General features: G+C 70.8%; 21 protein-coding genes and 2 pseudogenes. 13 read left to right on the top strand and 10 right to left on the bottom strand.

Annotated features, from left to right (window positions below):
- The 7 genes from OF819_RS28220 to OF819_RS28190 form a co-directional block, all read left to right on the top strand.
- Nucleotides 1-617: hypothetical protein (locus tag OF819_RS28220; RefSeq protein ID WP_267246487.1), on the top strand; the 617-nt coding region annotated here is incomplete at its 5' end.
- Nucleotides 614-997 (top strand): DUF3037 domain-containing protein, encoded by a 384-nt coding sequence (locus tag OF819_RS28215; protein WP_267246486.1) that lies wholly within the window; start codon nucleotides 614-616, stop codon nucleotides 995-997. The genes OF819_RS28220 and OF819_RS28215, both read left to right, overlap by 4 nt.
- A 223-nt stretch (nucleotides 998-1,220) precedes the next feature.
- A complete protein-coding gene (fabG, locus tag OF819_RS28210) occupies nucleotides 1,221-1,982 on the top strand; it encodes a 3-oxoacyl-ACP reductase FabG (RefSeq protein WP_267246485.1) in 762 nt (253 codons plus the stop codon).
- Between the two features lie 25 nt (nucleotides 1,983-2,007).
- Nucleotides 2,008-2,790, top strand: a complete 783-nt coding sequence (locus OF819_RS28205) for an SDR family oxidoreductase (protein WP_267246488.1) — start codon at nucleotides 2,008-2,010, stop codon at nucleotides 2,788-2,790.
- A 133-nt stretch (nucleotides 2,791-2,923) separates the two neighbouring features.
- A complete protein-coding gene (locus tag OF819_RS28200; RefSeq protein ID WP_267246484.1) occupies nucleotides 2,924-4,504 on the top strand; it encodes an ABC transporter substrate-binding protein in 1,581 nt (526 codons plus the stop codon).
- Between the two features lie 147 nt (nucleotides 4,505-4,651).
- On the top strand, nucleotides 4,652-5,335 hold the full coding sequence (locus tag OF819_RS28195) for a uracil-DNA glycosylase (protein ID WP_267246483.1): 684 nt from the start codon (nucleotides 4,652-4,654) through the stop codon (nucleotides 5,333-5,335).
- Between the two features lie 30 nt (nucleotides 5,336-5,365).
- A complete protein-coding gene (locus tag OF819_RS28190; protein WP_267246482.1) occupies nucleotides 5,366-5,833 on the top strand; it encodes a hypothetical protein in 468 nt (155 codons plus the stop codon).
- A gap of 81 nt (nucleotides 5,834-5,914) precedes the next feature.
- Here the strand turns inward: OF819_RS28190 and OF819_RS28185 are convergent, their stop codons facing one another.
- Both OF819_RS28185 and OF819_RS28180 read right to left on the bottom strand, forming a co-directional pair.
- A complete protein-coding gene (locus OF819_RS28185) occupies nucleotides 5,915-6,457 on the bottom strand; it encodes a hypothetical protein (RefSeq protein ID WP_267246481.1) in 543 nt (180 codons plus the stop codon).
- Nucleotides 6,458-6,554: 97 nt separating this feature from the next.
- Nucleotides 6,555-7,070, bottom strand: coding sequence for a DinB family protein (locus OF819_RS28180; protein WP_267246480.1), 516 nt, complete (start codon nucleotides 7,068-7,070; stop codon nucleotides 6,555-6,557).
- 166 nt (nucleotides 7,071-7,236) lie between these two features.
- Here OF819_RS28180 and OF819_RS28175 point away from each other — a divergent pair, with 166 nt between their 5' ends.
- Nucleotides 7,237-8,142 (top strand): Gfo/Idh/MocA family protein, encoded by a 906-nt coding sequence (locus OF819_RS28175; protein ID WP_267246479.1) that lies wholly within the window; start codon nucleotides 7,237-7,239, stop codon nucleotides 8,140-8,142.
- On the opposite strand, the gene lnt is transcribed toward OF819_RS28175, so the two are convergent.
- The 5 genes and pseudogenes from lnt to OF819_RS28150 all read right to left on the bottom strand — a co-directional run.
- A complete protein-coding gene (gene lnt / locus OF819_RS28170) occupies nucleotides 8,066-9,664 on the bottom strand; it encodes an apolipoprotein N-acyltransferase (RefSeq protein ID WP_267246478.1) in 1,599 nt (532 codons plus the stop codon). The genes OF819_RS28175 and lnt overlap by 77 nt on opposite strands.
- Before the next feature lie 109 nt (nucleotides 9,665-9,773).
- Nucleotides 9,774-10,235 (bottom strand): nuclear transport factor 2 family protein, encoded by a 462-nt coding sequence (locus tag OF819_RS28165; RefSeq protein WP_267246477.1) that lies wholly within the window; start codon nucleotides 10,233-10,235, stop codon nucleotides 9,774-9,776.
- A gap of 74 nt (nucleotides 10,236-10,309) precedes the next feature.
- A complete protein-coding gene (locus tag OF819_RS28160) occupies nucleotides 10,310-11,512 on the bottom strand; it encodes a methyltransferase (RefSeq protein ID WP_267246476.1) in 1,203 nt (400 codons plus the stop codon).
- A gap of 115 nt (nucleotides 11,513-11,627) precedes the next feature.
- Nucleotides 11,628-11,819 carry a hypothetical protein gene (locus OF819_RS28155; protein ID WP_267246475.1) on the bottom strand — a complete coding sequence of 64 codons (192 nt, stop codon included), beginning with the start codon at nucleotides 11,817-11,819 and terminating at the stop codon, nucleotides 11,628-11,630.
- A 52-nt stretch (nucleotides 11,820-11,871) separates the two neighbouring features.
- Nucleotides 11,872-11,997, bottom strand: a pseudogene (locus tag OF819_RS28150) (undecaprenyl-diphosphatase); the annotation flags it as partial.
- Here OF819_RS28150 and OF819_RS28145 point away from each other — a divergent pair.
- The 5 genes and pseudogenes from OF819_RS28145 to OF819_RS28125 all read left to right on the top strand — a co-directional run bounded on the left by OF819_RS28145 (nucleotide 11,969) and on the right by OF819_RS28125 (nucleotide 15,400).
- Entirely contained in the window at nucleotides 11,969-12,484 is a 516-nt protein-coding gene (locus tag OF819_RS28145; RefSeq protein ID WP_267246489.1) for a hypothetical protein, read from the top strand. The pseudogene OF819_RS28150 and the gene OF819_RS28145 overlap by 29 nt on opposite strands.
- Nucleotides 12,485-12,486: 2 nt before the next feature.
- Nucleotides 12,487-12,993, top strand: coding sequence for a hypothetical protein (locus OF819_RS28140; protein WP_267246474.1), 507 nt, complete (start codon nucleotides 12,487-12,489; stop codon nucleotides 12,991-12,993).
- 19 nt (nucleotides 12,994-13,012) lie between these two features.
- Entirely contained in the window at nucleotides 13,013-13,936 is a 924-nt protein-coding gene (locus OF819_RS28135; protein ID WP_267246473.1) for an AAA family ATPase, read from the top strand.
- Nucleotides 13,933-15,189, top strand: a pseudogene (locus tag OF819_RS29165) (SAVED domain-containing protein); the annotation flags it as partial. The gene OF819_RS28135 and the pseudogene OF819_RS29165, both read left to right, overlap by 4 nt.
- Nucleotides 15,190-15,286: 97 nt before the next feature.
- Nucleotides 15,287-15,400, top strand: a complete 114-nt coding sequence (locus OF819_RS28125) for a hypothetical protein (protein WP_267246472.1) — start codon at nucleotides 15,287-15,289, stop codon at nucleotides 15,398-15,400.
- A gap of 1,001 nt (nucleotides 15,401-16,401) precedes the next feature.
- On the opposite strand, the gene OF819_RS28120 is transcribed toward OF819_RS28125, so the two are convergent.
- The 3 genes from OF819_RS28120 to OF819_RS28110 all read right to left on the bottom strand — a co-directional run.
- Nucleotides 16,402-17,655: a valine--pyruvate transaminase gene (locus tag OF819_RS28120; RefSeq protein ID WP_267246471.1), complete on the bottom strand. Its 1,254-nt coding sequence runs from the start codon at nucleotides 17,653-17,655 to the stop codon at nucleotides 16,402-16,404.
- Nucleotides 17,656-17,702: 47 nt separating this feature from the next.
- On the bottom strand, nucleotides 17,703-18,257 hold the full coding sequence (locus OF819_RS28115) for a hypothetical protein (protein WP_267246470.1): 555 nt from the start codon (nucleotides 18,255-18,257) through the stop codon (nucleotides 17,703-17,705).
- A gap of 5 nt (nucleotides 18,258-18,262) precedes the next feature.
- A partial coding sequence (locus tag OF819_RS28110; RefSeq protein WP_267246469.1) for a penicillin acylase family protein occupies nucleotides 18,263-19,986 on the bottom strand: 1,724 nt, incomplete at its 5' end.

The raw sequence follows: 19,986 nt of genomic DNA, 5'->3' as shown, positions 1-19,986 counted from the left end.
TGGGGATCCAGCTCGACCCGGTCATCGGGCGCGCCGAGCCGGACCAGGAGGTGCAGGAGCTGCTGAAGGCCAGCGGCGGGCTGAACCTCGGCATGGACTTCCTGCCCGGTTCGCTCGGCTTCGACCCGCTCGCCTACGCGGTGGACCCGGCCGAGGCGGGCCGGGTCGTCTGGTTCGACGCGCTGATCAACAATGTCGACCGCTCCTGGCGCAATCCGAACATGCTGGTGTGGCATGGCGACCTCTGGCTCATCGACCACGGCGCGACCATGATCTGGCACCACAACTGGCCCGGTGCGGCGGCCTCCGCGGCCAAGGGATACGACGCCTCGGACCATGCCCTCGCGCCTTTCGGGCCGGATGTGGCCGCCGCGGCCGCGGAGCTCGCGCCGCAGGTCACCGAGAAGCTGCTGACCGAGGTGACCGCCGAGGTCCCCGACGCATGGCTGGCCGGGGAGCCCGGCTTCGACGGCCCGGACGCCGTGCGCCGCGCCTATGTGGAGACGCTGCTGCCCCGCGCGGCGACGATCCATGAGCGGATCGTCGTCGGCGCCCCCACCGCCGACCGCCCCTCGCAGGCTCCCGGCTGGCTGACCGGAAAGGGCGCGGGCGAGTGAGCGAGCGCGATGTCTTCGAGTACGCGCTGCTGCGCGTGGTGCCGCGGGTCGAGCGCGGCGAGTGCTTCAACGCGGGTGTGGTCGTCTACTGCCGCGCCCGGTCCTTCGTCGCGGCGCGGACGCATCTGGACGAGGCGAAGCTCAGGGCCCTGGACCCGCAGGCGGACGTCGCCGGGGTACGGGCGGCACTGCGGGCCGTCGAAGGCGTGTGCCGGGGCGGGCGGGAGGCCGGGCAGGCGGCGGGCGACGACGCGGGACGGCGCTTCCGCTGGCTGATCGCGCCGCGCTCCACCGTCGTCCAGCCGGGTCCCGTCCACTCCGGGCTCACCGCGGACCCGGAAGCAGAGGTCGAACGGCTTCTCGATCTGCTCGTACGCTGACCGGCTGCTCAAACGCTGACCGGCCGCGCGGCATGGCGGCTGGCGGGGCGGGTGCGGCGGCCGTTGACACCGGGTGCCAGGGCTTCTAGCGTCTCGTCTGCCGAAGGTACTAAGCGGTCGCTCACCAGCGGGAGTGCGGGACAGGCCCCTGGTGAGCCTCCGCCGCACGGCCCTCGGCATCCGTCAGGCATCCAAGGCCATTCCCAGGGCGAGGAGAGACAGCATGTCCACCACCGAGCAGCGCGTCGCCGTCGTGACCGGCGCGGCACGGGGCATTGGCGCCGCCACCGCGGTACGGCTGGCGGCCGAGGGCCGCGCCGTCGCCGTGCTCGACCTCGACGAGACGGCCTGCGAGGAGACCGTCGAGAAGATCACCGCCGCGGGCGGCCGGGCGCTGGCCGTCGGCTGTGACGTCTCCGACGCCGCGCAGGTCGAGGCGGCCGTGGCGCGCGTCGCCGACGAGCTCGGCGCGCCGACCATCCTCGTCAACAACGCGGGCGTCCTCCGCGACAACCTGCTGTTCAAGATGACCGAGTCCGACTGGGACACCGTGATGAACGTGCACCTCAAGGGCGCGTTCCTGATGGCGAGGGCCTGCCAGAAGCACATGGTGGACGCCGGCTTCGGCCGTATCGTCTCGCTCTCCTCCAGCTCCGCGCTGGGCAACCGCGGCCAGGCCAACTACTCGGCGGTCAAGGCGGGACTGCAGGGCTTCACCAAGACCCTCGCCAAGGAGCTGGGCAAGTTCGGCATCACCGCGAACGCCGTCGCCCCCGGCTTCATCGTCACTGAGATGACCGCCCAGACGGCCGCCCGCATCGGCATGGGTTTCGAGGAGTTCCAGGCGGCGGCCGCCAGCCAGATCCCCGTCCAGCGCGTGGGCAGGCCCGAGGACATCGCGAACGCGATCGCCTTCTTCACGGGCGACGACGCGGGCTTTGTCTCCGGCCAGGTCATGTATGTGGCCGGCGGACCGCTCAACTGAACCGGAGGTGACCGAGATGACCGAGATGGCCGCACAGCAGGGACAGCGGGAACAGCCGCCGGCCGACAGCGGGAAGGTCGCGCTCATCACCGGCGGCAGCCGCGGCATCGGCTATGGAGTCGCCGAGGCGCTGGTGGCCCGCGGCGACCGGGTCTGCATCACCGGACGCGGCGAGGACGCCCTCAAGGAGGCCGTGGAGACGCTCGGCGCGGACCGCGCGATCGCCGTCGCCGGCAAGGCCCACGACGAGGCGCACCAGGCCGTCGCGGTGCAGCGGACCATGGAGGCCTTCGGCCGCGTCGACTTCCTGATCAACAACGCCGGGACCAATCCGGTCTACAGCCCCATGGCCGACCTCGACCTCGGCGTGGCCCGCAAGGTCTACGAGACCAATGTGATCTCGGCGCTCGGCTTCGCCCAGCAGGTCTACCGGGCCTGGCAGAAGGAGCACGGCGGCGCGATCGTGAACATCGCCTCGGTGGCCGGACTGTCCCCTTCGCCCTTCATCGGCGCATACGGGATGAGCAAGGCGGCGATGATCAATCTGACCGTCCAGCTGGCGCATGAATTCGCGCCGGGCGTACGGGTCAACGCGATCGCCCCCGCCGTGGTCAAGACCAAGTTCGCCCAGGCGCTGTACGAGGGCCGTGAGGCGGAGGCGGCCGCCGCCTACCCGCTGGGCAGGCTCGGCGTGCCGCAGGACATCGGGGGCGCGGCCGCGTTCCTCACCTCCGACCAGTCCGCCTGGATCACCGGGCAGACACTGGTGGTCGATGGGGGTATCTTCCTCAATGCCGGAGTGCACTGAGGCAGCCTGCACCACTTGTGCCATTTGTTGGCTTGCTGGTGATTGAGCCAAGTGCCCTGCCGGACCTCTCCATTGACCCGGCAGGGCCCTGCGGTATCGTCTGCCGACCCATGGCTGAACGAGGAGCGTGCAAGTGTTCTACCGGACCAGTCTGCAGGCCGCTGCAGCCCTAGCGTCCATATCTCTGCTGGCCGGATGCGGTCTGTTCGGGGACGAAGACTCCGGCGACGGCGAAAAGATCATCGTCGGCACCACCAGTGAACCGACGACTCTCGACCCGGCTGCCGCCTGGGACGGATCGTGGGAGCTGTTCCGCAACGTCTACCAGACGCTGCTCAGCTTCCCGACCGGCAGCAGCGCTCCGCAGCCCGACGCCGCCGAGGACTGCCGCTTCACGGACGCCTCCAACAAGGTCTTCCAGTGCAAGCTGCGCCAGGGGCTGACCTTCTCCAACGGCGACACGCTGGACGCCGCGGCCGTCAAGCACTCCATCGACCGGATAAGGACGATCGATGTGGAGGGCGGCCCCAACGGTCTGCTCGGCTCCCTCGACCGCGTCGAGACAAGCGGTCAGGACACGATCACGTTCCGGCTCAAGGCCGCCGACGCGACCTTCCCCTTCATCCTGGCCACGCCCGCCATGTCGCTGGTCCCGCCCTCGGAGTACCCGGCCGACAAACTTCGCGAAGACGGCAAGCTCACCGGATCAGGCCCCTATGTGCTGTCCGAGTACAAGAAGGGTGAGAAGGCCGAACTGGTCAAGAACGCCAAGTACCAGGGCTTTGCGAATATGCAGAACGACGGCGTCTCGATCCGTTACTTCCAGGAGTCGGACGTCCTGGTGGAGGCGCTGAAGAAGAAGGAGATCGACGCGATCTACCGCGGTCTGACCTCGAACCGGGTCGTCGAGATCCAGGAGAAGCGGGAGGGGACGGAGCACCTCCAGCTGGTCGAGACGGTCGGCGCGGACATCCGCTACCTCGTCTTCAACTCGAAGGACCCGATGGCGGGCAAGCTCGCCGTGCGGCGCGCCATCGCACAGTTGGTCAACCGGGACACCCTCGTGGCCAGCGTCTACCAGGGCACGGCCGAGCCGCTGTACTCCATGGTCCCCAAGGGCATCTCCGGCCACACGACCGAGTTCTTCGACCGCTTCGGGGAGCCGGACGTCAAGAAGGCCAAGGAGATCTTGGAGGAAGAAGGCATCACCGAGCCGGTGCCGCTGACCTTCTGGTACACCACCGACCGCTACGGCTCGGCCACCAAGGCGGAGTTCGAGGAGCTCAAGCGGCAGCTCGACGCCTCCGGTCTGTTCGAGATCACCATCGAGGGCAGGCCGGAGAAGGACTTCCAGAAGGGCTACAAGGCGGGCGACTACCCTGTCTTCGGCCGCGGCTGGTTCCCCGACTTCCCGGACCCGGACAACTTCATCGCCCCGTTCGTCGGCGAGAACAACGTGCTCAGCACCCCGTACGAGAACGCGGAGATCACCGAGCAGCTGCTGCCGCAGTCGCGGCGGGAGAGCGACCGGGGAGCGGTGACCAAGCAGTTCGAGCGGGCGCAGGAGATCCTCGTCGACGACGTCCGGCTGCTGCCGCTGTGGCAGGGCAAGCTGTATGTGGCCGCGAGCGAGGAGATCGGCGGCGGCGAGCGCGCCCTCGACCCGCAGACGGTCATGCAGATGTGGGAGCTGTACCGCAAGGCCAGCTGGTAGGCCGACACCGGCTCAGCGGCCCCGCGGCCCCGGCGGCAGCCCGGGCTGCGGGGCCGTTGTCAGTGGTCCCCGGTAGGTTCTGTGATCCGAGCATCTGAGCACCTGAGCCACGGATCGCGAACTGATCCCGTACCGGAGGTTGTTGACGTGACCGACACCGCCATGCTGCCCGAGTCCTGGCGCGGCGTCCTCGGCGACGAGCTGCAGAAGCCCTATGTCAAGGAGCTGATGGAGTTCGTCGAGGAGGAGCGCGCCAGGGGGCCGGTCTACCCGCCGCGCGAGGAGGTCTTCGCCGCCCTGGAGGCCACGCCCTACGAGCAGGTCAAGGTGTTGATCCTCGGCCAGGACCCGTACCACGGGGAGGGGCAGGGGCACGGTCTGTGCTTCTCGGTGCGGCCCGGCGTCAAGGTCCCGCCCTCGCTGCGCAACATCTACAAGGAGATGCACGAGGAGCTGGGCCACCCCATCCCCGACAACGGCTATCTGATGCCGTGGGCCCGCCAGGGGGTCCTGCTGCTCAACGCGGTGCTCACGGTCCGCGCGGGCGAGGCGAACTCCCACAAGGGCAAGGGATGGGAGAAGGTGACGGACGCGGTCATCCGCGCCGTCGCCGAGCGGCCCGATCCGGCGGTCTTCGTGCTGTGGGGGAATTACGCGCAGAAGAAGCTCCCGCTGATCGACCAGGAGCGCCATGTGGTCGTCAAGGGCGCACACCCCTCGCCGCTGTCCGCGAAGAAGTTCTTCGGGTCCCGGCCCTTCACCCAGATCAATGAGGCGGTCGCCGCCCAGGGGCACGCGCCGATCGACTGGCGGATCCCGGATCTGGGCTGAGAGGATCGGCGCGAGGGAGGTGCAGGCCCAGTGGCGGAGCGGCAGCAGGCGTCGGGGGACGCCATGATGACCAGGATCGGGCAGGCGGCCATGCTGCTGCACGGCGGCGACCGGGAAGAGGCGCGCAACCGCTTCGCCGCGCTCTGGGGCGAGATCGGCCAGGAAGGCGATCCCCTGCACCGGTGCACCCTCGCGCACTATATGGCCGACGCCCAGGACGACCCCGGCGATGAGCTGGCCTGGGACCTGCGGGCGCTGTCGGCGGCGGAAGGGCTCGGCGAGGAGCGGCTCGCCCGGCACGAGAAGGCGCTGGCGGTGCGGTCCCTGTACCCGTCGCTCCATCTCAATCTCGCCGCGGACTATGTGAAGCTGCACCGGCTCCAGGCCGCGCGCGTCCATCTCGACCGGGCGCGGGCGGCGACGGACGCGCTGGGGGACGACGGGTACGGGGACGGGGTGCGGGCGGCGATCGCGCGGCTGGAGAGCCGGCTGGCCTAGGGGGCTCCGCCCCCGGATCCCGCGCCGGGGGCTCGGCCCCCGGACCCCCGGTCCTCACCCTCCGGGTACGCCTGCGGCGGCTCAGCCTCCGGCTGCCTGTTTGCAGGTCACCGCCTGGGGGCTGTCCGTCGGCCACCCGCCGTACTCCTCGCCCCAGGCGCAGACGTCCGGCCGTACGACGGGCACGGGCGGCGGCGTATCGGCCGGGCGGGTGAGTGACGGGGACGCGGGTGCGGGCCGCCAGGGCGGCGTCTGCGTGCCGGGGCGCGGTCGAGGGGCCTCGTCCGTCGCCGGACGTTGCTGCTGCTGTCGTACGGGCGGCTGGGCGGCTCGGGCGGGGCGACGCCGCGGCTGCGGGGCGGCGGCGTCCTTCGAGGCGGGGGCGGCGGCCCGGGAGGTCCGCGGCGAGGCGTCACCACCCGGCGTCGGGTCTGCGGGCGGCCGCCGCAGGGCCTCGCGGCCCGGCCCCTGCACGATCTGCGGAGTCACCGCCTGTGAGGAGGGCGGGGCGTGTCGGGCGGGCGGCGGCGGCACCGGCCCCGCCTCCACGGCCACACAGCCCGACGCGGCCGCACAGACAACGACCCCGGCCAGTACGCATAACGCGGTTCGGGTCTCATGCACCCGCGCAACTCTGCTGCCCGCCGGGCGCCTTCTCAGCCGTACGGCCGTCAAATGGCCCGCACGGGTGACGCCGCCGTGGCTCCGGACCGCCGGACGGTCAGTCGCCGGTCGAGCCGTCGACGCGCTCGCGCAGCAGGTCGGCGTGGCCGTTGTGGCGGGCGTACTCCTCGATCATGTGGGTGAGGATCCAGCGCAGGTTGTACGACTCACCCGCGCGTGACGTCCGGGCGGCCAGGTCGTCCAGCGAGCGGTCCGCCGCCAGCTCCCGGGCCCGGGCGATCTCCGCCTGCCAGGTGGCCCGCGCCTCCTCCCAGGTGTCCTGCTCCGTGGGGTGGAAGTCGCCGTCCCGGTCCTCGTCGTCGTAGTACAGCGGCGGCGCGTCCTCGCCCGCCAGCGTCCGCCGGAACCAGCCGCGCTCCACCTCGGCCATATGCCGGACGAGGCCGAGGAGGGAGAGGTCCGAGGGCGGCACGGACGCGGTGCGCAGCTGCTCGTCGGTCAGGCCCGCGCACTTCCTCTCAAGAGTCTCGCGGTGGAACTCCAGCCAGCCCTCCAGCATGGCGCGTTCGCCGGCGGTGGTGGAGGGTTCGGTGCGGTCGGGCGTTGTCGTCATGGCGGCCATCATCGATCAGCGCAGCGCGGCACGCCATGGATTATCGGGCTATCGGCTCGGCCGCCTCCGCCCGCCGCAGCGCACGTATGCTGCCGGTGCCGCCGGAGCACAAACCAAGCAACCGCGGCAACGGTCACACTGACGGCGCATTGTAGGGAGGACCGACGTGAAGGTCGGCTGCATCGGGCTCGGGGACATCGCGCAGAAGGCCTATCTCCCCGTGCTCTCCACCCTGCCCGGAGTGGACCTGCATCTGCAGACCCGCACCCCGGCGACGCTCGCGCGGATCGGCGACATGCTCCATGTGCCCGCAGGACGCCGCCACGACGACCTGGCGTCACTGCTCGCCGAGTCGCCGGACGCCGCCTTCGTCCACGCCCCGACCGCCGCGCACGCCGAGATCGTCGGCCGGCTGCTGGACGCCGGGGTGCCCGTATTCGTCGACAAGCCCCTCGCCTACGAACTCGCCGAATCCCGGCGGCTCGCCGAACTCGCCGAGCGGCGCGGGGTCAGTCTGGCCGTCGGGTTCAACCGCCGCTTCGCGCCCGCGTACGCCCAGTGCCTGGAGCATCCGCGCGACCTGATCCTGATGCAGAAGAACCGCGTCGGTCTCCCCGAAGACCCCCGCACCCTCGTCCTCGACGACTTCATCCACGTCGTGGACACCCTGCGCTTCCTGCTGCCCGGACCCGTCGACCACACCGATGTGCGCGCCCGCGTCCGCGACGGGCTGATGCACCATGTGGTGCTCCAGCTCTCCGGCGACGGATTCACCGCCATCGGCGTGATGAACCGGCTCAGCGGCTCGGCCGAGGAGATCCTCGAGGTGTCCGGCCAGGACACCAAGCGGGAGGTCCGCAATCTCGCGGAGGTCGTCGACCACAAGGGCCAGCCGAGCGTGCGCCGCCGCGGCGACTGGGTTCCGGTCGCCCGCCAGCGCGGCATCGAACAGGCTGTCCTCGCCTTCCTCGACGCCGTACGGGCCGGAAAGACCCTCAGTCCCGCGGACGCCCTGAAGACCCACGAACTGTGCGAGCGCGTGGTGCTCCAGGCCCTTGAGCAGACGGCCTGAACGTACGGGCGCCCGCCACGGCGCTGAGCCCGGCGAGCACCGCCAGCGCGCCGTACACCGGCCAGTCGCCGAAGCGCGCATAGAGCGTGGAGCCCTCGGCCAGCGGCACCTCGTACACGGCGGTCGTGCTCTCCTTGGTGCCCAGCGCCCGGCCGATGCCCTCCCCTTCGGCGTCGTACACGGCGCTCACCCCGGTCAGCGTGGAGTGCACCATCGGGCGGCCGCTCTCCGCCGCGCGCAGCGCCGCCAGCGAAGCATGCTGCTCGGGCGCCCAGCTGCCCTGGAAGGTGGAGGTCGCCGACTGGGCGACGAGCAGCTGCGCCCCGTCGCGGACCAGCCGCCGGCTCATATCGGGGAACGCCGTCTCGAAGCAGACCAGCGGACCGATGCGCAGACCGTCGCCGGGCAGCTCCAGCACCACCGGCCGGGTGCCGCGCCTGCGGTCCTCCTCCGCGGCCTCACCCACGGAGGTCACCCAGCCCAGCAGCGCACGGGCCGGGACGTACTCGCCGAAGGGCACGAGCCGGATCTTGTCGTAGCGTCCCCCGGTCAGCCCCTCAGGACCGACGAGCATGCTGCTCTTGTAGATGCCCGGCCGGTCGGCGCGCCGCGCGTCCACATTGACCAGCAGCGGTGCGCCGACATCGCCGGACAGCGCGGCGAGCCGTCCGGCGAGATCGGGGCGGCGGATCAGGTCGGCGCCGACGCTGCTCTCCGCCCAGACCACCAGATCCACATCGACGTCCCGGCCGGCCAGGCTCCGGGTCAGCTCCTCACCGCGGTCGAAGCGCCGCTCGATGCTCTCGATGCCGTTGACGACGCCCGGCTGGACGACGGCGACGCGGGTACGGCCTGAGGGGTCGGGACGCGGGGCCCACAGCCAGGCCGCGGGGACGGCGAGCGCGACGACGAGCAGTCCCGCAAGGGCGGGGAGGCGGGCCGCCCGCGATGTCGCAAGCAGCACCAGAGCCGTGTTCACCGCGACGATCAGCAGACTCAGCAGCCATACGCCGCCGACGGACGCCAGTCGCAGCGCCGGATCGACCTGCCACTGGCTCGCCCCGATCAGTCCCCAGGGGCCGCCGAGCCCCTCCCAGGACCGTACGAGCTCGATCATCAGCCAGCCGGACGGCACGGCGAGCACGGCCGCGACCCCGCGCGCGGCGGACGGCGAGCCGCCCAGCAGCGTCCGCACCAGCCAGCCCCACGGCGCCCACAGCAGGCCCAGCAGCGCTCCCAGCACCAGGATGAACACATGCAGATTCGGCGTCAGCCAGTGATGCATGGCGATGACGAAGCCGGTGCCGCCGAGCCACCCCTCGAAGACCGCGCGGCGGCCCGAAGGCGCGGTGCGCAGAATCAGCAGCCAGGGGACCAGCGCGACACACGCCAGCCACCACAGAGACGGCTCGGGGAACGCGAGCACGGGCAGTGCACCGGCGACGAGGACCGCCCCGCCCCGTGCGAGGGGCGAAGACGCTCGACCCGGCGGGTCGCCGTGCCTCTCTGCCGCGATCCGCATGCCGCGCCTCCTCGTCCCGCCTCCCCGGCCGGTCGGACCGGGACACGCGAGCAGTGTTCCTTCCAGTGTGGGGGAGACAAACGCCCCGGGACAGACCACACGAGGCGCATCAGCCCTCGTCAGGCCCGAGGCGACCGGTCCTCCGCCACTTCTCGTGGATCACCGCGGAGCGCAGCCGCCAGCCGCTGTCGGTGCGTACGAGGGAGAACGCGTACCGGCCCCCCGAGGTGAAGTCCTCGCCGGAGTCCAGGCGCATCGGATTGAGATAGTCGGCTTGCACCTCGGCCGAGTCCCCCGGGTAGCCGCCGAGGTCCTGGAGCCGCACCCGCCGGTTGACGATCAGATGCTGGCGTACCGGAAAGACCCGCAGAGTCTGCGCCAGCCACTCGGCCACCTCGTCCGCCGGGCCCTCGATCCCTCCGGAGCTGCGGTAGTCCGCGCGGCCTCCCCGCGCGAACAGGGACCGGTAGGCGCTCCAGTCGCCGTCGTCCACCGCACCGGCATAGCGGGAGACGACATCGTCGATGGCGAGCCGGTGCATCACGGTCGTGAGATCCACACGCTGCGTCATCGGCTCAGTGTCGGCCACCGCGCGGGCCGCGCCAAGGGTGCGCGCGGATAGGCCCTTGCGCGGGGCGAGGCCCGTCAGCCGCGTTTGACGGCGCGCAGCACGACGAACTTGGGATCGCCGGCGACCGTCTCGCAGTTGCCGAAGAGCCTGCGCAGCCGGATGTGGTAGCCGAGGTGGCGGTTGCCGACGACCCACAGCTCGCCGCCCGGGCGCAGTGCGCGCCGCGCCCCGCCGAACATCCGGCGGGCGGTGGCGTCGCTGGTCGCCCGGTGCGAGTGGAACGGCGGGTTGCTGAGGACCAGGTCGACGCTGCCGTCGGGGAGGTCCGCCATGCCGTCGCCGACGAGGAAGCGGGCGCCGGCGTGTCCGCCTGCCGCCCCGGCCTCCACGACGTTGTCGCGGTAGGTCGCTTCGGCGGAGGCCACGGCGGAGTACGACTCGTCGATGAAGGTCACCTCGGCCTCGGGGTTGGCCAGGGCGGCCGCCGTGCCCACGATGCCGTTGCCGCACCCGAGGTCCACCACCCGTTCGGGGCCGTGGCGCTCGGGCAGCTTGCTCAGGAAGAAGCGTGTGCCGATGTCCAGCCGGTCGGCGCAGAAGATGCCCGCGTGATTGGTGACGGCGACCCCCGCCAGCGCCCCGGTGTCGGCGGGCAGCCGGTAGCGAAGCGGCCAGGGGCTGGCCTGCCTCGGCAGTGCGGGGTCCGGAGTGCAGAAGATCAGCCGCGCCTTCTTGGCGGCGAGCGAGGTCCTGGTCGGGCCGATGAGCCGCTCGAACAGCGCCAGGGTGGAGGTGTGGATCTCGCGGACCATGCCGGTGCCGATGACGACCGTCCCCGCGTGCACGGCGGGCGCCAGCCGGTGCAGCTGGTCCTCAAGCAGCGCGAGGCTCTTGGGCACGCGGATCAGCAGCACGTCGATTCGCCCGGGCGGTGTGTCCCGTGCGGTCAGCAGCCTTGCCGAGGCCGGGTCGATGCCGTTGCGCGCGAGATTCGACTCGGTCGCCCGGCGGCCGAGGTAGGAGTCGGAGATCTGCACGGGGCGGATCCGGGCGGTCTGTCCGGGCGGGCGTCCGGCGAGCGCCACGGTGAGCGCGCCCCAGCGGTCGTCCACCACGACCACCGTGCCGGACAGGTCGACGGGCGGGGCGTCCTCGATGCCGTCCAGGCAGCGCAGCAGATACTCGTCGGAGGAGTCCCAGGCGCGGAGCGGGTCGCGGGGGTCCTCAGGGAAGCGGGTGAGCTCGAACTCGCCCCAAGACGTGGTCAAACGATTCATCGTGCGCTCAGGCTATCCGAGCGCCCCGGCCCCTCGGCCGGGTCGGCCCGGCATGCAGCCGCCGGGCTCCGAAGAGCCCGGCGGGCAAGCCGGTGAAGCGGGGCGGCGCGGACGGTCAGGCCGCGTGGCCGGCAGGGGTGCGGGACGTCGCCGCGGCCCACTGCACCACCAGGGCCTCGTACTCCCGCCGCCGCTCTTCGGGCAGCTCCCCGTCCGCCCACAGTTCGCGGATGCGTGCGTTCAGCTCAGCGGCGGACAGCCGGTTTTCCTTCGTACGGGGGAGGGTCGTGCGGTGGAAATGGGGCATGGCACCAGGTTACGGCCTCGGTGAGGCGCTCGTCTTCCCCGCGGCGGCTGTTCTAATCCCCCGATTCTCCGGCGTGCGGGCTGAGCACATCAGTTCCGACCAGGATGAACAGCACAAGTCCCAAGATCACTCGGTAGATCACAAACGGCATGAAGCTCTTCGTAGTGATGAACTTCATCGAGAAGCGCCGCAAGGCCGCCGGCCCCGGCTACGCCGAACTGATCCGCCTGCTGAAGGGATGGATCCGCCAGAGCAAGCTCCACGACCCGGACCTGCGGTGCAAGAGCTTCCTCCTCGAGCTCCTGGTCGCCCACCTCGAGGAGACCGGATGGAACGGCGAGAAGCTCCAGGTCGACGACTACCCTCGGGCCATCGAGCAGGTCCTGTCCTACATCGTCCGAAGCGGCCTGCAGACCCCCGTCGTCTTCACCGACTACTACACAGCCGACCACGTGGCCCCCTCCCACGAACCCATCCGGGTGTGGGACCCCGTCAACCCCGCCAACAACGTCGCCGGCACCTACCTCGAAGCCGACCGACTGCGCCTGGTCGACCACGCCAACACCGCCCTGGAAGCCATCGCCTGGGCAGCCTGCGCTCCCACGAAGGGCGACGCGAACGACGCCTGGCGCGAGCTGTTCGGCCCCACCTTCCAGGGAGCATGACCATGACCGGCTCGTACACCCGATCCTCATCGTTCACCATCACCGACGCCCGCTACGTCGGCGCCAAGATCGGCGCTGACCTGCGCCTGCTCAACAACTACTACGGCACACCCGCCCTGGACAGCATCGACAACTACGTCGAAGAAGTCGCCCTCCTCCTGCGCGACGGCTACCTCGACACCGTGGACTACGGCTTCCGCGACAGCGTCACCCACACCTGGAAGCTGCGCCTGCGCTACAAAGCGACCACCGGCGGACATCTCACCGACAGCCGCCCCGGCACTCTGCCCCGCGCCGCCGAACTCACCGGCTACAGCTTCTACAGCTACCTCAGCTACAGCACCGCATACGGCGCCCTGACCGCCGGTGAGAAGGACGCCGTCAAGGCCAACCTGCCGTTCTCACGCACGACCGCCGACGCCCCCACGGCCCTGTCCGGCACCACCACGGGAAACGGCTACGCCCGCAACGGCGCCGGTGTCTCCCGCGACATCTACCTCGCCCAGTAGCCCAGCAGGAAGAGCGACCATGACCAGCCAGGACGACTTGTTCCACCCCGTCATCGAACTCCCCGACACCACCCGCCGCGCCCGCTACGACCGCCTGGTCGGCCTGGACGACGTAAAGCTGCGCCTGCGGAAAGAAGCACTCCTGCTGGCTGACCCCACCCGCCTGCAGGCGTGGGCCGACTCCTTCCACCACGGCCGCGTCGCCGCCCTTGACCTGTTCACCGACAGGGCGCCGCTGTTCGTGTTCGCCGGCGACGTCGGCTCCGGCAAGTCCGCACTCGCCGAATCCTTCGGATGTGACCTCGCCGACCAGCTGAACCTGCCCGTCTTCCTCTACCGCCTCAAACTCGCCACACGCGGCAGCGGCCTCGTCGGTGAGATGACCTCCCTGATCGGCGACGCCTTCTCCCACCTCCACACCGCCGGCCGCCGTGCCACCGGACCTCGCGGTATCAACTCGGCCATGGTCTTCGTCGTCGACGAGGCCGACGCCCTCGTTCAGTCACGCGAAGCCCAACAGATGCACCATGAAGACCGCGCCGGCGTCGATGCCTTCCTTGCTGGCATCGACAGCCTCGTGGGCACCAAGATCCCTGTCATCGTCGTCCTGTGCACCAACCGCGTCGGCGCACTGGACCCCGCCATCATGCGCCGGGCCGCCGCCACGTTCACCTTCACCCGCCCCGACGAGCAGCAGCGCCGCACCGTCCTTGCCGCCGCCCTCAACGGCACGGGCATCCACGCCGAAACCCTCGACAAGCTCGTCACCATCACCGGCCCCGGCCCCGACCGACCCGGATACACCTACTCCGACCTCACCCAGCGGCTCATCCCCGCCGCAGTCCTCAACGCATTCCCCGACCGCCCCGTCACCGACGAGGACCTCCTCGCCCTCGCAGAACTGACCCAGCCCAGCCCTGTGTTCACCGAGGACGGCCGATGAAACCCCTCCCGGCACCAAGCCCCACCAGCGTCAGGATCACCGGTGACCACTACCAGTGGCTCATCGCCTGGACCGGCTGCATCACCCTCCTGCGCGAGAACGCCATCCACGCCGCCAACCCCGTCATCTCCGTCGGCGTCGAAGCCGACGACGCAGGCAACCTCGACGACGTCGTCCTTCGGCGCCGCACCCCGCCCCACACCTACAGCCAGGTCAAGTACACCGTCAGCAGCACCACACCCGTCAACGAGGAGTACCTCACCAAACCCAGTCCCACCGGCGGTCCGTCCATCCTGAAGAAGATCGCCAAAACCTGGCGCACTCTCACCGCCGACGGCATCGACGTCGACCTCGCCATCATCACCAACCGTGCCCCGGATCCCAGCGACCCTCTCATCGCCGTCCGAGACGCCCGCACCCAGCTGCTGCTGCCCAAAGCCGCCGAAGGCACCGCACGCTCGAAGACCGGCCAGGCGCGAACCCGCTGGGCCCAGAACGCCGGCCTGACCGACACCGAGCTTCACGATCTCCTTTCCCGGCTGCGCTTCGACCTGTCCCGAGAACTGGCACACGTACACGAGCACCTGCAGCTCCTGATGGCCGTCTGCGGTCTGCGCAACGACAGCCACGCCGTCGACGAAGGCACCAACTGGGTCGCCCAGCAGGTCCGCAACGGCCACCGGACCATCACCCTCGACATGGTCAAAGCGGCCGTCGACACCCTCGACCTCAGAACGGGGCCCGCTCACGCGATCCTGTCGATCGCCACCCTCAAACCCGACCCGCTCGCTGACGAGGCCGACCACACCATCAACTGGATCGACCGGTTCGAGACCGACTCCGCATACACCAAACGCCGCCCGCTCGCGCCTGCCACCTGGACACAGCTCCAAAACGACATCGAGTCGGCGCCTGCCCACCTGCCCGGCCGCAGCGACGTCTCCGTGTCAGGAAGCCTCCGCCTCGCTCCCGCATTCCTGACCGGCACGGCATTCCGCATGGTCACCGGAGCCGACCTCGCCGTCCTCCAGCGCGGAGAGTTGTGGTCCACCCGCGACACCTACGACGCCGGCTGCGAACCCACCGTCAACGCGCACGACATCGGCCAGGGCGACGACCTCGCCATCGGCATCAACGTCACGGTCAAGGCCCACGACTTCACCCAGGACGTCCTCGAGTACCTCCGAGAACACAACATCCCCGCATCCCGACTCCTCATCCTCACCCCGCCCGCCGGACCCAAGGACCGCTCCGTCCTCGACAGCCACGCCGCCAGCGCCCTCGCCGTCGGCATCCGCGACGCCCTGCGCCACCCCGCCCGTACCCACCCCCGTCTTCCTCGCCTGCCCCATGGGACTCGCCCTGCTCCTCGGCCACCGATGGAACCGGCTGCGCCCCACTGTGGTGTACGAGGACGTCGGCACGGCAAACGTCTATGAGCCCGCCTTCTTCGTCCACGCCTGACAGTGGGAGGTGTCCAGCCAATGGTTCTGTCCCGATTACGGGACAGAACCAGCTTGCGCAGCCGGGACTCCAACGCTGCTGCCTGCGCACTGTGATGCTGCGGGAGACCGGCATGGCCAGGACGTCGGCGAGGCGGGAGGCTGCCCGGCCGCACAATTCCCGTGCCATCTGCGATATCTGGCCCCAAGGCGTACGGTGCGGCGCTGATGACGCTTCAACAGCCCCGGGGTCTGTTCCCGGAAGGTCTGATGCGGTCAGCTCAGGACCGGGCAGACCAGCCTCCGGTCCCGGACACGGTCGACGACCTGACGGTTGTCGACCGGAACATCCGTCACAGTCCAGAGGTGGACCCGTGCACTATCGCCGTCGAGGTTGCGCACACCGGACAGGGCACCGCATCATCCGGGTTCGCGCTGTGGCCAGCACCTTCGCACCGCCATCCGTCACATCCTCAACGACGAGCGCCGACAGTCCCGAAAACGCCGTCGTCGCCAGGGAGTTGACATCAACCCCACCTCGTGATCGCAGACGAAACCGTACGAGCCAGACGTTGACCGATACGGACGTGCTCGGCCAGGTCCTCGACGCGGGCCTTGAGGTGGGTGGGTGAGCCGGAAGTTGATCCGGGGCATGCCGCCCTCCCTCTCGTCCCTCGCCGGCGGCACGGGGGACACGCGTGGTGCCATCCGGGGCCGCGGCATCACCAGGAACTCGGGGCCGAATCCCCGCAGACGCACGTCAGCCAGTCGGCCAGGGCGCGCGCCTCGTCGCCGCTGACGTCCGCGGTGACCGCGAGCCACAGCGCGGCTGGTCGCCGTAGGGGCTTGGGGCCGTGTGGACCAACCTGGCCCCAAAGGCATGGCTGCGCCATGACAAGAAGCTGGCGCCTGATGGCACGGAGTGCCGTTCCATAGCGCCATCGATTCCCGCCGGGGTCGGCAGACGAGGACGCCCGCTCCGGTCTGTGGACCGGGACGGGCGGGTGTCGGCGCGGCCGCGCGTCAGCGGCGGAGGGCACGTGCGATACGCGTGATGCCTTCCGTGAGGGTGTCCACGTCGGGGCTGAGGCTGACGCGGAAACAGCGGGTGCGGTGGGAGGTACTGTAGGTGTCGGGGAAGAAGTGGCGGCCCGGAACGATGAAAACCCTGTCCTGCTTGAGGCGTTCGTAGAGGGCCGTGTCGTCGAAGCGGTCGTCGTCGATCCAGAACCAGCAGAACATGCCGCCGTCACCGGAGTGCAGGCGCCAGGGCACCGACTCTGGCATAACCTCTTCGAAGAGCTTCTCCGCCAGGCGGCGGCGCTCCTGGTAGAAGGGGGAGACGGTGTCGGTGACGAGCCGGTCCAGGCGGCCCGAGGTGAGGGCGCGCGCGACGACTGACTGCTGCAATTGCGGGGCGTGCAGGACGGAGTTGGCCAGGAACGAGACCATCGGGGTGATCCAGCGCGCCGGCCCGACGGCGAAGGCGATGCGCTCGCCCGGCAGTCCCGCCTTGGAGAGGGTGAAGCAGTTGACCACGTGCTCGTCCAGCGGCGGGGGTGTGGGGGTCGGCGCGATCCGGGGGAACGGCTCCCCGTACGCGTGGTCCAGCAGCAGCGGTATGTCCCGCTGGCGGGCGAGGCCGATCAGGGCGTCGAGTTCGGCGGCGTCGACGGCGCGCCCGGTAGGGTTGCCCGGGCTGGACAGCAGGAGCATGCCCATGTCCTGCTGCCGCTCCAGGGCGTCGAAGTCGAGGGCGTAGCGGAACCGGTGGGTGTCCTCCGAGACCGGCGTGGCGGGGATGCCCGCTACGCCGTCCGGGTGCAGGCACAGGCCCTGGTACCCGGTGTAGTCCGGGGCCATGGGCAGGACCACCTTCGTGCCGGCGGTGGTTCCGGCGCCGGCGCTTCCCCCGGGGCCCGCGAACAGGGCGGCGGCGGTGAAACAGAGCATCTGGCTGCCCGGTCCTACCGCGACGTTGTGCGGGGTGAGCGACCAGCCGTACCGCTCGTTGAAGTAGCCGGTGATCGCCTCGACCAGGGCGGCCGACCCGCGGGACGGGCCGTACTGGCAGCCGGCCGAGGCGAAGTCCTCGGCCAGCGCCTCCTCGGTCAGGCTCCGCCACTCGGCGATCGTCCCGGGGATCGCGGCTGGGTTGCCTATGCCCAGGTTGAGCCAGTCCGCCGGGCCCGACGCGGTGCTGACGGCGATGTCCTCCATGATGCTGCGGAGGCCCGAAAGCGTGGCCATCTTGCTGCCGATGAGGGACAGCGCCATGTGGTGTTCCCTTCTGGGGAGGGGGCGGGGAGTCTTGGCAGGTCCGGTCAGACTGTCGGCCGGGTGGTCGCGGGGCGGTCCCCAGCAGATCGGCCGGGGGCTGCCAGGGTGCGGCCGACCCAGACCCCGAGCACTGCCTGGACCAGGGCGATCAGCAGGGCGGTGGCCACGACGGCGCCAGCGAGCGGCGGGAGACCGGCCAGGGCGGCGGTCGTCCGGGCGACCTCGGCCACCGGAGCTCCGCCCAGGGCCTGCACGGCCAGGGGGAGCGCCCAGCCGAGGACAGCCGCGAGGGGCGCGGTGAGGTAGCCGCGGGACAGGCGGGGGCCCTTGCGGGGGAACCGGCTGGTGCAACCTGCCACGGCGCCGACGAGGAAGGGCACGAACCAGAGGCCGGCGAGGGTGCCCAGGGCGGCGGCGGTCCCTCCGCCGACCATCACCGCGGCGGCGGCCACGCGGTGCGGAGCACGCGGGCCAGGGCCGGCCGTCGTGCCGGGGCCGGGGTCCACGCCAGCCTCCGCGCCGGGGGCGTCGTCCGTGGCCGTGGGCAGGTCCGGCTCCGGGGCCGAGGCCTGCGTACTGGTGTCCGTGGTCGTCGGCATGGGGCTTACCCTTCGCTTCGCAAGGTCCAGCGGATGTCGCCCTCGCCCTGCTCGTCGGTGGTGCGCAGCGGGCGGAGGGAGCCCTTCCACCAGTCCGGGGCCAGGTTCTTGTACCAGGGGGAGGCGGGGTTGTCGCTCTGGCCACCGGGGTAGACCGCGCGGGCGTCCGCCGTGCCCGCCGGGCTCCAGGCGACGACCATCCGCAGGCTGGGCCCGTAGTCGGAACGCAGGCCGTTGTCCGCCACGTTGACGGTCCAGGGGCTGCCGCCCGCCGGGTAGGGGCCGTCGCCCAGGGAGGGGGCACCGGTCAGAGAGGGCACCACCCGCTCGTGGATGCGGCCCCACTCCCACTCGGCGGGCTTCCCGCCGAGCCGGCCGTCCAGGTACGCGACCGCTCCGGTGAAGGCGGCGCGCATCGCGTCGGGCGCGGTGCGCCGCGGGCCGCCCGGAGCGGTGAACGCGGGGTTCTCCGGGTCCGTGAAGGTCCACTTCTCCAGGTTCTGCATCAGCGAGACCGGGGTGCGCAGCAGGTCCAGGCCCGCCGGGTCGACGTCCACCGGCACCTTGGCCGAGTCCCACCAGGGCTTGAACACCTCCTCGACGTAGCCGCCGTAGAAGGCGAACCAGATGGCGGCGGCCGGGGATTCGGCGTCCATCGAGGCGTTCCACCCGGCCAGCAGCTTGCGGGCCTCCTCCTGCTGCGGCGTCAGCTTCGCGCCCTCCAGAGCCTGGAGCAGCTTGGGCACCATGCGCTGGGCGAGCTCATCGGTGACGTCGTTCTGCAGGGCCCGGAACCCTTCCGCGGTCTGCGGCCTGCCGGGCCGGGACAGTTCGGCGAGGATGCGGTTGGTGCGGTAACCGGTGTCGAAGTTCGCCGCCGGGCCGATGTAGTACGGGTAGTCAGGGCCGACCGGCCGCTGGTTGGCCGTGACCAGGAGCCCGGACGGCGGGTTGTACACCTGCGGCACCGCGTCGAAGGGGATGGCGCCGACGACGTCCGACTCACCGGTGCCGGGGAGCGGTCCGCGTGCGTCGCCGGAGGCGATCTGTGGGTAGGAACCCGGGGCGATCACCCCGATGTTGCCCTTCTTGTCGGCGTAGGCGAAGTTCTGGGCCGGGGCCTGCCAGCTCCGCAGCGCGGCGCGGAAGCCGTCCCAGTCCTTGGCTGCGTTCAGGTCGAGCAGCGCGGTGAGGTTCTGGGAGGGACGGTTGCCCATCCACTCGACGGACGTGGTCTCGCCCTTTTTCGTCAGCAGTGGACCGTGCACGGTGAGTGCGACCTCGATCGGTACGGCGGCGCCGCCGCGGACCGGAACGGTGTACTTCACCTTCTGCACGGGATGCCAGGCGCCCTTCCAGAAGTAGGCGTCCGGGTGCTGCGGATCGGTCTTCTCCCGGTAGAAGAAGGTGGACTGGTTCTGCACGGCCGTGATGGACCAGGAGATGTCGGCGTTGCGCCCGATGAGCACGGCCGGCATGCCGGGCAGGCTGGAGCCGGTGACGTCGTACCCGGGGGACTTGAGCGAGACCTGGTACCAGTAGGAGGGGAGCGACAGCTTCAGGTGCGGGTCGCCGGCGAGGAGCGCGCCGCCGCCGGTCGCCGGGCCGTTCGCCACCCAGGCGTTGCTGTTGGGGTATAGGTGACGGGTGGTGTCGGGGAGCCTGCCCATGCTCCGCAGGATGGCGGTGGCCGCCTCCGTGGTCGCCCCGCCCGGCGCGGCCGGCTGCG

Source organism: Streptomyces sp. PR69 (genome assembly GCF_026420845.1).
In the GTDB taxonomy this organism is placed as follows: Bacteria; Actinomycetota; Actinomycetes; order Streptomycetales; family Streptomycetaceae; genus Streptomyces.
The sequence above is the reverse complement of the archived record's forward strand: the minus strand, read 5'-3'. Positions and strand labels throughout refer to the sequence as shown.

Bases quoted from the DNA above. Each gene is read 5' to 3' on its own strand.
- OF819_RS28125 (WP_267246472.1), top strand. From the start codon at position 15,287: ATGGGACTCGCCCTGCTCCTCGGCCACCGATGGAACCGGCTGCGCCCC.
- OF819_RS28205 (WP_267246488.1), top strand. From the start codon at position 2,008: ATGGCCGCACAGCAGGGACAGCGGGAACAGCCGCCGGCCGACAGCGGG.
- OF819_RS28140 (WP_267246474.1), top strand. From the start codon at position 12,487: ATGACCGGCTCGTACACCCGATCCTCATCGTTCACCATCACCGACGCC.
- OF819_RS28115 (WP_267246470.1), bottom strand. From the start codon at position 18,257: ATGCCGACGACCACGGACACCAGTACGCAGGCCTCGGCCCCGGAGCCG.
- fabG (WP_267246485.1), top strand. From the start codon at position 1,221: ATGTCCACCACCGAGCAGCGCGTCGCCGTCGTGACCGGCGCGGCACGG.
- OF819_RS28180 (WP_267246480.1), bottom strand. From the start codon at position 7,070: ATGACGACAACGCCCGACCGCACCGAACCCTCCACCACCGCCGGCGAA.
- OF819_RS28145 (WP_267246489.1), top strand. From the start codon at position 11,969: ATGAAGCTCTTCGTAGTGATGAACTTCATCGAGAAGCGCCGCAAGGCC.
- OF819_RS28155 (WP_267246475.1), bottom strand. From the start codon at position 11,819: ATGCCCCATTTCCACCGCACGACCCTCCCCCGTACGAAGGAAAACCGG.
- lnt (WP_267246478.1), bottom strand. From the start codon at position 9,664: ATGCGGATCGCGGCAGAGAGGCACGGCGACCCGCCGGGTCGAGCGTCT.
- OF819_RS28135 (WP_267246473.1), top strand. From the start codon at position 13,013: ATGACCAGCCAGGACGACTTGTTCCACCCCGTCATCGAACTCCCCGAC.
- OF819_RS28165 (WP_267246477.1), bottom strand. From the start codon at position 10,235: ATGACGCAGCGTGTGGATCTCACGACCGTGATGCACCGGCTCGCCATC.
- OF819_RS28120 (WP_267246471.1), bottom strand. From the start codon at position 17,655: ATGGCGCTGTCCCTCATCGGCAGCAAGATGGCCACGCTTTCGGGCCTC.
- OF819_RS28160 (WP_267246476.1), bottom strand. From the start codon at position 11,512: ATGAATCGTTTGACCACGTCTTGGGGCGAGTTCGAGCTCACCCGCTTC.